The organism is Pseudomonas putida (assembly GCF_028682175.1).
Taxonomy (GTDB): Bacteria; Pseudomonadota; Gammaproteobacteria; order Pseudomonadales; family Pseudomonadaceae; genus Aquipseudomonas; species Aquipseudomonas putida_AD.
Window position 1 is genome coordinate 85675 of the sequence record NZ_JANHKS010000020.1, and the last position, 12320, is coordinate 97994.

At 61.3% G+C, this 12320-nt stretch carries 12 protein-coding genes; 2 read left to right on the forward strand and 10 right to left on the reverse strand.

The window, feature by feature from the left end:
• Nucleotides 1-52: 52 nt before the first annotated feature.
• The 5 genes from fkpB to murJ all read right to left on the reverse strand — a co-directional run bounded on the left by fkpB (nt 53) and on the right by murJ (nt 6449).
• The gene (fkpB, locus tag NPS29_RS15775; RefSeq protein ID WP_274133663.1) at nt 53-505 is read right to left on the reverse strand and encodes an FKBP-type peptidyl-prolyl cis-trans isomerase; all 453 of its coding nucleotides are present in this window, start codon (nt 503-505) and stop codon (nt 53-55) included.
• Entirely contained in the window at nt 498-1013 is a 516-nt protein-coding gene (lspA, locus tag NPS29_RS15780; protein WP_274133664.1) for a signal peptidase II, read from the reverse strand. Before lspA ends, fkpB begins: the two co-directional genes overlap by 8 nt.
• Nucleotides 1006-3837 (reverse strand): isoleucine--tRNA ligase, encoded by a 2832-nt coding sequence (gene ileS, locus NPS29_RS15785; protein WP_274133665.1) that lies wholly within the window; start codon nt 3835-3837, stop codon nt 1006-1008. Before ileS ends, lspA begins: the two co-directional genes overlap by 8 nt.
• A gap of 13 nt (nt 3838-3850) precedes the next feature.
• Nucleotides 3851-4786, reverse strand: a complete 936-nt coding sequence (gene ribF / locus NPS29_RS15790; RefSeq protein ID WP_274133666.1) for a bifunctional riboflavin kinase/FAD synthetase — start codon at nt 4784-4786, stop codon at nt 3851-3853.
• Between the two features lie 118 nt (nt 4787-4904).
• A complete protein-coding gene (gene murJ, locus NPS29_RS15795) occupies nt 4905-6449 on the reverse strand; it encodes a murein biosynthesis integral membrane protein MurJ (RefSeq protein ID WP_274133667.1) in 1545 nt (514 codons plus the stop codon).
• 250 nt (nt 6450-6699) lie between these two features.
• Here murJ and rpsT point away from each other — a divergent pair, with 250 nt between their 5' ends.
• A complete protein-coding gene (gene rpsT, locus NPS29_RS15800; RefSeq protein ID WP_108237862.1) occupies nt 6700-6975 on the forward strand; it encodes a 30S ribosomal protein S20 in 276 nt (91 codons plus the stop codon).
• A 275-nt stretch (nt 6976-7250) separates the two neighbouring features.
• Here rpsT and NPS29_RS15805 read toward each other — a convergent pair whose 3' ends face one another.
• The 5 genes from NPS29_RS15805 to rplU form a co-directional block, all read right to left on the reverse strand.
• Nucleotides 7251-7721 carry a CreA family protein gene (locus tag NPS29_RS15805; protein WP_274133668.1) on the reverse strand — a complete coding sequence of 157 codons (471 nt, stop codon included), beginning with the start codon at nt 7719-7721 and terminating at the stop codon, nt 7251-7253.
• Nucleotides 7722-7743: 22 nt separating this feature from the next.
• Complete coding sequence (gene proB / locus NPS29_RS15810; protein WP_274133669.1) at nt 7744-8862, reverse strand: glutamate 5-kinase; 1119 nt, start codon at nt 8860-8862, stop codon at nt 7744-7746.
• 85 nt (nt 8863-8947) lie between these two features.
• On the reverse strand, nt 8948-10174 hold the full coding sequence (gene cgtA / locus NPS29_RS15815) for an Obg family GTPase CgtA (protein ID WP_274133670.1): 1227 nt from the start codon (nt 10172-10174) through the stop codon (nt 8948-8950).
• A 205-nt stretch (nt 10175-10379) separates the two neighbouring features.
• Entirely contained in the window at nt 10380-10652 is a 273-nt protein-coding gene (gene rpmA / locus NPS29_RS15820; RefSeq protein WP_037015434.1) for a 50S ribosomal protein L27, read from the reverse strand.
• 37 nt (nt 10653-10689) lie between these two features.
• Nucleotides 10690-11004: a 50S ribosomal protein L21 gene (gene rplU, locus NPS29_RS15825; RefSeq protein WP_093464734.1), complete on the reverse strand. Its 315-nt coding sequence runs from the start codon at nt 11002-11004 to the stop codon at nt 10690-10692.
• A 241-nt stretch (nt 11005-11245) separates the two neighbouring features.
• Here rplU and NPS29_RS15830 point away from each other — a divergent pair, with 241 nt between their 5' ends.
• Nucleotides 11246-12214, forward strand: a complete 969-nt coding sequence (locus NPS29_RS15830) for a polyprenyl synthetase family protein (protein ID WP_274133671.1) — start codon at nt 11246-11248, stop codon at nt 12212-12214.
• The last annotated feature ends 106 nt before the right edge of the window (nt 12215-12320 follow it).

The window sequence follows — 12320 nt, forward strand, 5'->3', positions numbered from 1 at the left end:
ATGCTCAGTCATCGCGAGCAAGCTCACTCCTACAGGTCATCTGCCTGGTCGGTTACAGCGATTTGACCTCGAAGATTTCCACTTCGAACGTCAACGTCTTGCCCGACAGCGGATGGTTGAAGTCGACGGTCACCTGATCGTCGTCAAACGCCTTCACCACGCCCGGCAGCTCGGTATTGGCCGCATCGTTGAAGATCACCAGCAGGCCTTCGGCCAGATCCATGTTCTGGAACTGCGAACGCGGCATGATCTGCACGTTCTGCGGGTTGGGCTGGCCAAAGGCGTTCTCTGGCGGGACCTGCAGGGTGCGCTTGTCGCCGGCCTTGAAGCCGAACAGCAGGGCTTCGAAGCCCGGCAACAGGCTGCCGTCACCCACCTTGAACGTGGCCGGGGCCTTGTCGAAGGTGCTGTCTACAGTGTCGCCGTTTTCCAGATGCAAAGCGAAGTGCAGGGTAACTTCCGTGTTCTGACCGATGCGGACTTCTTCAATAGCGTGTTCAGTCATGAACGGGTTCTCCGGTTTTCTTGCTCTTGAACATGTCCAGGGCAAGCATGATCGCGCCTACAGTGATGGCACTGTCGGCAAAGTTGAAGGCCGGGAAGTACCAGCGGTTATCCCAGTGCACCAACACGAAGTCGATGACGTGACCGATTGCGATGCGGTCGTACAGATTGCCCAGCGCGCCGCCCAGCACCAGGGCCAGGGCGACGGCCAGCCAGGTCTCGTTGCGCCCCAGGCGCTTGAGCCAGACCACCAGTACCGCACTGACCACCACGGCGATCAGGGCGAACAGCCAGCGCTGCCAGCCGGAGCTGTCAGCCAGGAAGCTGAAGGCAGCGCCGGTGTTGTAGGCCAGCGTCCAGCTGAAATAGCTGGGGATGACCACGATCTGTTGGTACAGGCTCAGCGAGTTCTCGAAGTAGTACTTGCTGGCCTGATCGATGATCAGCACCAGCACGCTCAACCACAGCCAGCTCAAACGGCCCATACGGCCAGCCGACGCATTAGGCATAGTGACGAACCTCGCCCGCACCGCTGATGTTGTCGACACAACGACCGCAGATTTCCGGATGCTCGGCGTGCACGCCTACGTCCTCGCGGAAGTGCCAGCAACGGCCGCACTTGGCGTAGCCGGACTTGACCACCTTGAGTTTCAGGCCCGCCACCTCGGTGACCACGGCATCGGCCGGGGCATCGACGAACGGCGCCACGCTGGCCTTGGAGGTGATCAGCACGAAGCGCAACTCGTCGCCCAGCTTGTTCAGGTCCAGGGTCAGGTCGTTCTCGGCGTACAGGGTCACTTCGGCTTGCAGGTTGCCACCGATGGCTTTCGCTGCGCGCTGGTTTTCCAGTTCCTTGTTGACCGACGTCTTGACCGCCATGATCCGCTCCCAGTAGGCGCGGTCCAGTTCGAAGCCTTCCGGCAGCTCGCTCAGGCCTTCGTACCAGGTGTTGAGCATGACCGACTCGTTGCGCTCGCCCGGCATGAACTGCCACAGCTCGTCGGCGGTGAAGGCCAGGATCGGAGCGATCCAGCGCACCAGCGCTTCGGAGATGTGGAACAGCGCGGTCTGGCACGAACGGCGGGCCTTGCTGTTGGCCGCAGTGGTGTACTGGCGGTCCTTGATGATGTCCAGGTAGAAGCCGCCCAGCTCCTGCACGCAGAAGTTGTGCACCTTGGAGTAGACGTTCCAGAAACGGTATTCGCCGTAGTGCTCTTCCAGCTCGCGCTGCAGCAGCAGGGCGCGATCCACCGCCCAACGGTCCAGTGCCAGCATTTCGTCGGCAGGCAGGATGTCAGTGGCCGGGTTGAAGCCGCTCAGGTTGGAGAGCAGGAAACGCGCGGTGTTGCGAATGCGGCGGTAAGCGTCGGCGCTGCGCTGCAGGATGGTCTCGGAGACAGCCATCTCGCCCGAATAGTCGGTGGCCGAAACCCACAGGCGCATGATGTCGGCGCCCAGGGTGTCGTTGACCTTCTGCGGGGCGATGACGTTGCCCAGCGACTTGGACATCTTGCGGCCGTTCTCGTCCACGGTGAAGCCGTGGGTCAGCAGCTCGCGGTACGGCGCATGGCCATCGATCGCGCTGCCAGTCAGCAACGAGGAGTGGAACCAGCCGCGGTGCTGGTCCGAACCTTCCAGGTACAGGTCCGCGCGTGGGCCGCTCTCGTGGCCCATCGGGTGCGATCCGCGCAGCACGTGCCAGTGGGTGGTGCCCGAGTCGAACCAGACGTCCAGGGTGTCGGAGATCTTGTCGTACTGCGCGGCTTCATCGCCCAGCAGTTCGGCGGCGTCCATCTTGAACCAGGCTTCGATGCCTTCGTTCTCGACACGCTTGGCGACTTCTTCCATCAGCTCGACGGTGCGCGGGTGCAGCTCGCCGGTTGCCTTGTCCAGGAAGAACGGGATCGGCACGCCCCAGTTGCGCTGACGGGAGATGCACCAGTCAGGACGGTTGGCGATCATCGAGTGCAGGCGCGCCTGGCCCCAGGCCGGTACGAACTTGGTGTCCTCGATGGCCTTGACCGCGGTTTCGCGCAGGGTGGCGCCCGAGGCCGCCTGGCGGTCCATGCCCACGAACCACTGCGCGGTGGCGCGGTAGATCAGTGGAGTCTTGTGGCGCCAGCAGTGCATGTAGCTGTGGGAAATGGTTTCGGTGTGCAACAGCGCGCCGACTTCCTGCAGCTTCTCGACGATGGCCGGGTTGGCCTTCCAGATGAACTGGCCGCCGAAGAACTCCAGCGACTGCGCATAGACGCCGTTGCTCTGCACCGGGGTCAGGATGTCGTCGTTGACCATGCCGTAGCGTTTGCAGGTCGAGAAGTCGTCCTCGCCGTAGGCAGGCGCGGAGTGAACCACGCCGGTGCCCGCGCCCAGTTCGACGTACTCGGCCAGATACACCGGCGACAGGCGCTCGTAGAACGGGTGGCTGAAGTTGACCAGCTCAAGGGCCGCACCTGGCGCGGTGGCCAGCACGGTGCCTTCGAGGTTCCAGCGCTTGAGGCAGGATTCTACCAGCTCTTCGGCAAGCACCAGCAGGCGCTCGCCGGTATCGACCAGCGCGTACTTGAATTCAGGGTGAACGTTGAGCGCCTGGTTGGCCGGGATGGTCCACGGGGTGGTGGTCCAGATCACGATGGCGGCAGGCTTGGCCAGGCTCGGCAGGCCGAAGGCGGCAGCAAGCTTGTCGGCATCGGCCACCGGGAAGGCGACGTCGATGGTCGAGGATTTCTTGTCCTGGTACTCGACTTCCGCTTCAGCCAGGGCCGAGCCGCAGTCGAAGCACCAGTTCACAGGCTTGAGGCCCTTGAACACGAAACCGTTCTTGACCATTTCGGCCAGCGCACGGATTTCCCCGGCTTCGTTGGCGAAGTCCATGGTGCGGTACGGGTTGGCCCAGTCACCCAGGACGCCCAGGCGAATGAACTCGGCCTTCTGGCCTTCGATCTGCTCGGCGGCGTAGGCGCGGCACAGCTCGCGGGTCTTGTCGGCAGGCAGGTTCTTGCCGTGAGTGACCTCGACCTTGTGCTCGATCGGCAGGCCGTGGCAGTCCCAGCCCGGAACATAAGGTGCGTCGAAGCCCGAGAGGGTCTTGGAGCGCACGATCATGTCCTTGAGAATCTTGTTGACCGCATGACCGATGTGGATATTGCCGTTGGCGTACGGAGGACCGTCGTGCAGGACGAACTTTGGACGATCCTTGCCAATTTCGCGCAGCTTCTGGTACAGGCCAATGCTGTCCCAGCGCTGCAGAGTTTGCGGCTCGCGCTGGGGCAGGCCGGCCTTCATCGGGAAGGCGGTGTCCGGAAGATTAAGCGTGGCTTTGTAGTCGGTCATTTCAGGCTCTAAATTAGCGGTTGACCATGCCCCAATGGGCACGGGCGGCAGCGACATCCGCATCGATCGCCGTCTTGAGCGCCTCCAGGGAGGCAAAACGCTGCTCATCGCGCAGCTTTTGGTGGAAGACCACCGTCAAACGCCGGCCATAGATATCACCGGCAAAATCCAGAAGATGTATTTCAAGGTGCGGGCGTCCATCCCCCGCCACGGTCGGTCGCACGCCGATGTTGGCGACGCCTGGCCAGACCTTGCCGTCGATCTCGGCGCTGACCAGGTAGACACCGGTCAGGGGCACGCGACGACGCTTGAGCTGCACGTTGGCAGTGGGCGTGCCCAACTGTCGCGCCAGCTTCTGACCGTGCAGCACACGGCCGGATATCTCGAACGGACGGCCCAGCAGATGCTCGGCCAGGGTGAAGTCTGCGGCGGCCAGGGCATTTCGCACCTTGGTGCTGCTGACGCGCACGCCGTCGATTTCGACGGTCTGTGCCGCTTCCACGGTGAAGCCTTTTTCGGCGCCGACCTTTTGCAGGAAGTCGAAATCGCCGATCCGGTCACAGCCGAAACGGAAATCGTCACCGACCTCCAGATGCTTCACGCCCAGGCCGTCGACCAGTACGGTGTCGACGAACTCGGCGGCGGAGAGCTTGCTCAGGCGCTGGTTGAACGCCAGGCACAGCACCAGGTCGACGCCCTCGCCCGCCAGCAGATCCAGCTTGTCGCGCAGGCGCGCCAGACGCGCTGGCGCCGTCTCGGGGGCAAAGAACTCGCGCGGTTGCGGCTCGAAAATCACCACGCAACTGGGCAGGCCCAGCTCGACGGCACGCTCACGCAGACGCGCCAGGATAGCCTGGTGGCCACGGTGAACCCCGTCGAAGTTGCCAATGGTGGCGACGCAGCCCCGATGCTGGGGGCGCAGGTTGTGAAGACCTCGAACCAGCTGCATAACGCGCTTCTTGCTCATAAAGTGGCCGATTATAACCACACACCGCCCTCAACGACAGGCGACACACCCAGGCAAAACGCAACAATCGACGTTAACCGGCATAAACCGACGACTGATCCTACAGGATCGCCTTGCGGGCGAAGTCTTTCAGGCGGAAGCCCAGCAACAGCAACATGCCGAAATACGCAACGACACCGGCGATAACCAACCCGCCCAGACGAAGGAAGCGGTCGAGCATCTGACCATCCGACCAGGCCGGCATGACATGCATCAAGCCCAGCAGCACCGCCGACATCACCGACACGGCGACCAGCAGCTTGACGAGGAACACCGGCCAGCCCGGCTGCGGCTGGAACAGGTCCTGCTTGCGCAACTGCCAGAACAGCAGCAGGCCATTGAGGCAGGCCCCCATGCTGATCGCCAGCGCCAGGCCCGCGTGGGCCAGGTGGATGCCGAACACGAACAGCACGTTGAACGCCTGAGTCACCACCAGGGTGAAGATTGCGATCTTCACCGGGGTGCGGATGTTCTGCTGCGCGTAGAAGCCGGGCGCGAGCACCTTGACCACAATGATACCCAACAGCCCCACCGCGTAACCAATCAATGCACGCTGGGTCATGAGTGCGTCATGGCCGTCGAACTTGCCGTACTGGAACAACGACACGGTCAACGGCTCGGCCAGGAGCCCCAGCGCCAGCGTACAGGGCAGCACCAGCACGAAACACAGGCGCAGCCCCCAATCGAGGATGCGCGAATATTCGTGGCGGTCCTTGTTGGCGTAGGTTTTCGACAGGATCGGCAGCAGGATCGTGCCCAGCGCGACACCCAGCACACCGGATGGCAATTCCATCAGGCGGTCGGCGTAGTACATCCAGGACACCGAGCCTGCCACCAGAAAGGAGGCAAAGATGGTGTTGATGATCAGCGAAATCTGGCTCACCGACACGCCGAGCATGGCAGGCAGCATCTGTTTCATCACCCGCCACACACCGGTATCGCGAAGATTGAGGCGTGGCAGGACCAGCATGCCGATCTTCTTCAAATGCGGCAGTTGATAGAGCAATTGCAGCAGACCGCCCGCCAGCACCGCCCAGCCCAGGGCCATGACCGGTGGATGGAAATACGGCGTGAGGAACAGCGCGAACACAATCATCGACAGGTTGAGCAGCGTCGGCACGAAGGCCGGCACCGAAAAGCGGTTCCAGGTGTTGAGGATCGCCCCCGCCAGCGATGACAGCGAGATGAGCAATATATAAGGAAAGGTGACGCGCAGCAGGTCGGAGGTCAGCTGGAATTTTTCCGGCGTGTCGGCAAAGCCCGGCGCGGTGGCCCAGATCACCCACGGCGCGAAGACGATGCCCAGTACCGTGACCAGCGCCAGGGCCAGCGTCAGCAGGCCGGTGACATAAGCGACAAAGGTGCGGGTGGCTTCCTCGCCCTGCTGGCTTTTATATTCGGCCAGGATCGGCACGAAGGCCTGGGAGAAGGCGCCCTCGGCGAAAATCCGGCGCAGCAGGTTGGGCAGCTTGAATGCGATGAAGAAGGCATCCGTTGCCATTCCAGCCCCGAAAGCCCGGGCGATGATCGTGTCGCGGATAAAACCCAGGACCCGCGAAAGCATCGTGATAGAGCTTACGGCGGCAAGCGATTTGAGTAGATTCATCTAAAGTGTGTGCGCCCGACCAAAGGATGCGCGTAAGCGCTGTCCATTTATGCGATACTCCGCGCCGCAAAACAGCACTGAGCCAAAACCCGCGAGTTTACAGGTCGTACGCCGGAATGAAACAACCCTGGCATCACACGGCGACCACTCAGCGGAACGCATCATCCGCCCTTGACAAGCATCAAACTCATCGGCATGATTCGCGGCCTATTTTGTTAGCTATTTCCCAAGTCTTTCGAGGAGCTCGACGGTGGCCAACTCACCTTCCGCCAAAAAACGTGCAAAACAGGCTGAGAAGCGTCGCAGCCACAACGCCAGCCTGCGTTCCATGGTTCGTACCTACATCAAGAACGTAGTTAAGGCCATCGACGCTAAAGACGCTGCCAAAGCGCAAGCCGCTTATGTTCTGGCTGTGCCAGTTATCGACCGCATGGCCGATAAAGGCATCATCCACAAGAACAAGGCCGCTCGTCATAAGAGCCGCCTGAACGGTCACGTCAAGGCTCTGAACCAAGCTGCAGCCTAAGCGACCGCTTATTAAAAAACCGACCTCAGGGTCGGTTTTTTATTGCCCGCGATTTGATCCCCGTAGCAGCACGGCTTGCCGGCGGGGACATTCTCAAGACCACCGCCGACTCAAAATCGCTCCCGCCGGCAAGCCGTGCTGCTACAAGAGCGAGGCACGCTGCAACAGACGATGGCACGTTGCAACAAATGTAGGAGCGCGCTTGCCCGCGAAAGGCCCGAAGGGCATCAGGGTAACAATCCCAAGCCAACCCCTCGCCCAGCCTCCTCACTCAATCACGGAGCCGGCGCAGGCGCCCAAGGCAAGATCGGAATCGCTGTCACCGCATTCTGCGGGCTGCCCTCGATCACGCGGTCGCTGTACACCAGATACACCAGCGTATTGCGCTTCTTGTCCAGGAAACGCACCACCTGCATGGTCTTGAACACCAGCGAGGTGCGCTCCTTGAACACTTCGTCGCCGTCCTTCAACTCACCCTTGAAGTGAATCGGCCCGACCTGGCGACAGGCAATGGACGCCTCGGCACGGTCTTCCGCCAGACCCAGCCCACCCTTGAGGCCGCCCGTCTTGGCACGAGACAGGTAGCAGGTCACGCCATCGACCTTGGGATCATCGAACGCCTCGACCACGATCCGGTCATTGGGGCCGACGAACTTGAACACCGTCGACACCTGGCCAATCTCTTCGGCCGACGCCAGCAAAGGCAGCATCAGCAGCGCGCCCACTATCCCTTTCACGATTCGCATTGCAGCTTCCTTATATGAAGGATCAGACCAGAATCAGGTTATCGCGGTGCACAAGCTCGGGCTCGGCCATGTAGCCCAACTCCTTGACGATGGCGTCGGAGGGCTGACCGATGATCTTCTGCGCCTCGAGGGCACTGTAGTTGCTCAAGCCCCGGGCGATCTCGCGACCATCCGCTGCCACGCACACCACCATCTCGCCGCGACGGAAACTGCCCTGAACCACTTTCACACCCACAGGCAGCAGGCTCTTGTTGCTTTCCGTCAGCGCCTTGACCGCACCGTCATCCAGCACCAGAGTGCCGCGCGTCTGCAGGTGCCCAGCCAGCCATTGCTTGCGCGCCGCCAGCATGCCGCGCTCAGGCGACAGCAGCGTGCCCAGCCGCTCACCGGCCTTGAGGCGTGCCAGCACGCGCTCGATACGACCACCGACGATCACCGTGTGAGCACCCGAACGGGCCGCCAGACGCGCCGCACGCAGCTTGGTCTGCATGCCGCCGCGCCCCAGCGCACCACCGGTACCGCCTGCCACGGCGTCGAGCGCAGGATCATCGGCACGGGCTTCGTAGATAAGCTGCGCCTCGGGGTTGTTGCGCGGATCGGCGTCGAACATGCCGTCGCGGTCCGTCAGGATCACCAGCAAGTCCGCCTCGACCAGATTGGCCACCAGCGCCGCCAGCGTGTCGTTGTCACCAAAACGGATTTCGTCGGTGACCACCGTGTCGTTTTCGTTGATGACCGGCACCACGCCCAGCTCCACCAACGTGCGCAAGGTGCTGCGGGCATTGAGGTAGCGCTTGCGGTCGGACAAATCGTCGTGGGTCAGCAGAATTTGCGCGGTGTGCCGGTCATGCTCGGCAAAGCTCGACTCCCAGGCCTGCACCAGGCCCATCTGGCCAATCGCCGCCGCCGCCTGAAGCTCATGCATGGCACTCGGTCGCGCAGCCCAGCCCAGTCGACTCATACCGGCGGCCACCGCACCGGAAGAAACCAGAACCAGTTCGACGCCCGCCTCATGCAGCGCCACCATCTGCTCGACCCAAACACCCATCGCGTTGCGATCAAGACCCTTGCCGTCCGCCGTCAGCAGCGCACTTCCGATCTTCACAACCCAACGCTGGGCACCTGTCACCTTGCTCCGCATGATCTTTCAACCTTAAGCCAGAAAGTACAAATCCAAGATACTAAAACGCCGCTCTGGGAGCGGCGCTGTAGTTTACTTCACTCGATCACTCACGGACGTAAATGATTTCCGGACCATCTTCATCGTCCACATCATCTTCATCCCAATCATCGTCATCGCCGATGTCATGCACGCTCTTCACGCCGCTGCGACGCAGGGCACGGGCATCGTCCAGCGCCTGCAACTGGGCACGGGCTTCGTCTTCGATGCGCTGATCCAGCTCGGCCAGCTCTTCGGCGTAGGCCGGGTCATTAGCCAGGCGATCGGCACGATCCTCCAGGTAACGCATGATGTCGTGGCTGATGCGCTCGGTGCCCAGCTTGGAAATCGCCGAGATCATATAGACCGGACCTTCCCAGTTCAGACGCTCGACAATCCGCTGCTTGATCGCTTCATGCTCTTCTTCCGGCAGCATGTCGCACTTGTTCAGGACCAACCAGCGATCACGATCAGTCAGCGCCGGGCTGAACTTGAGCAGCTCGTTGACGATCACTTCGGCGGCATCGGCCGGATCGCTTTCATCAAGCGGCGCCATGTCGACGAGGTGCAGCAACAGACGCGTACGCGCCAGGTGCTTGAGGAAGCGAATGCCCAGGCCTGCGCCATCGGATGCGCCTTCGATCAGGCCGGGAATGTCGGCGATGACGAAGCTCTTCCAGCGATCGACGCTGACCACGCCCAGGTTTGGCACCAGCGTGGTGAACGGATAGTCCGCAACCTTTGGCTTGGCGGCCGAAACCGAACGGATGAAGGTGCTCTTGCCAGCATTCGGCAAACCCAGCAGACCAACGTCGGCCAGCACTTTCATTTCAAGCTTCAGGTCACGCTGCTCGCCCGGCTTGCCTGGCGTAGTCTGGCGCGGCGCACGGTTGGTACTGGATTTGAAACGGGTGTTGCCCAGACCGTGCCAACCACCCTGCACCACCATCAGGCGCTGACCGGCCTTGGTCAGGTCACCGATGATTTCCTGGGTGCTGGCGTCGATCACCGTGGTACCGACCGGCACGCGCAGCACCAGGTCTTCACCCTTGCGGCCGGTGCAATCGGTGCTGCCACCGTTGGAACCGCGCTCGGCATCGAAGTGGCGGGTGTAGCGGTAGTCGACCAGGGTGTTGAGGTTTTCGTCGGCGACCATGTAGATCGAGCCGCCATCACCACCATCACCGCCGTTGGGACCACCGTTTTCGATGAATTTTTCGCGACGGAAGCTCATGCAACCGTTGCCGCCGTCACCGGCCTTCACCCGAATGGATACTTCATCAACAAATTTCATAACGCACGCCTCCCGTCACAAAGACGAGCAAACAACATAAATTCATAAGGCTCTTGCAAAGATGAGCGTTGCGATACCGATCAGAAACCAGCGCCTCACACCACAACGGCCCACACAAACAGCTTTGCAAGAGACTCACCAAACCAAGACTGCTACAAACAAAAAAGCCCTGTCAACGACAGGGCCTTTTGTTGCTAAAGCAAGATTATGCCGCGACTTCAGTCTTTGGCACGATGCTTACATAGCGACGACCGAAGGCGCCTTTAACCTGGAACTTGATCACGCCTTCGACTTTAGCGAACAGGGTGTGATCCTTGCCCATGCCAACGCCGTAGCCAGCGTGGAATTGGGTGCCGCGCTGACGCACGATGATGTTGCCCGGAACGATTACCTGGCCGCCATACATCTTCACGCCAAGGCGTTTGGCTTCTGAGTCGCGACCGTTACGGGTACTACCACCAGCTTTTTTGTGTGCCATGAGTTCAATACTCCTATTAGGGTATCAGGCTGAAAAATCAGGCCTGGATACCGGTGATTTTGATCTCGGTGAACCACTGGCGGTGGCCCATACGCTTCATGTGGTGCTTACGACGGCGGAACTTGATGATGCGGACTTTATCGTGACGACCTTGGGAGATCACTTCAGCCACAACGGTAGCGCCGGCGACAACTGGAGCACCGATGTTGACGTCGTCACCGTTGGCAACCAACAGAACGCGGTCAAAGGTAACGGTTTCGCCGGTGGCGACTTCCAGTTTTTCAATTTTCAGGTATTCACCTGGGGCGACTTTGTACTGCTTGCCACCAGTAACGATTACTGCGTACGACATGGTATATCTCCGAAAATCCTGCTCACCCAGCTCTTTATAAGAAGAGTATCGGCTGGCATGGCTGCATGGGGCTGGAAAGGCCGGTCATGCAATTGCGTAAGGCAGGTGCTGCCCAGGAAAGTTAGGGTGCGCGATTGTACGCAAGCGGCGAACGCCTTGCAAGGGGCCTTACGTCACGCCTTGACAGGGTGGGGCCTGCCACCTAGCATGCCGCGCAACCCTTATGGAGCACGCCTTGCAGATGCAACCTCAAGCCTTCTATCGCGCTGTGGCTGACGACTTTACAGCCGTCGACCACATTATCAAGAAGCAGCTGACGTCGCGCGTGCCGCTGGTCTCCAAAATCGGCGACTACATCACCTCCGCCGGTGGCAAACGCCTGCGTCCCCTGCTCGTGCTGCTGTGCGGCAAGGCACTGGGCCATGGCGGCGACGATCTGCGCCTGCTGGCGGCGACCATCGAATTTTTGCACACCGCGACCCTGCTGCACGACGACGTCGTCGACATGTCCGGCATGCGCCGTGGCCGCTCGACCGCCAACGCCATGTGGGGCAACGCGCCAAGCGTGCTGGTCGGTGACTTCCTCTACTCTCGCTCCTTCGAGATGATGGTCGAGCTGGGCTCGATGCCGGTCATGAAGATCCTGTCCAAGGCCACCCGCGTGATTGCCGAAGGCGAAGTGCTGCAGCTGTCCAAGGTGCGCGACGCCAGCACCACCGAAGAAACCTACATGGAAGTGATTCGCGGCAAGACAGCCATGCTGTTCGAAGCCTCGACCCACAGCGCCGCCGCCCTGGCCCAGGCCAACGATGTGCAGAGCGAAGCCCTGCGCACCTTTGGCGATCACCTGGGTATCGCGTTCCAGCTGGTCGATGATCTGCTGGACTACCGCGGCGACGCCGAGACCATGGGCAAGAACATCGGTGACGACCTGGCAGAAGGCAAACCGACCCTGCCGCTGATCTACACCATGCGTGAAGGCACGGCCGAACAGGCGGCGCTGGTGCGCAAGGCGATTCAGAAAGGCGGCCTGGAAGATCTGGAGAGCATCCGTGAGGCGGTCGAGCAGTCCGGCTCGCTGGACTACACCGCCAAGCTGGCCCGCGACTACGCTGCCCGCGCCATCGCCTGCCTCGACGCCCTGCCAGCCAGCGAATACCGCGACGCGCTGATCGAACTGAGCGAGTTCGCAGTGGCCCGCACGCACTGACAGGCGCCCTGCCCGACCGAAAAGCCCGTCCATGTGACGGGCTTTTTTGTGCCTGCTCCGCTAACTCATCGCCCCGTAGCAGCACGGCTTGCCGGCGGGAGCGGTG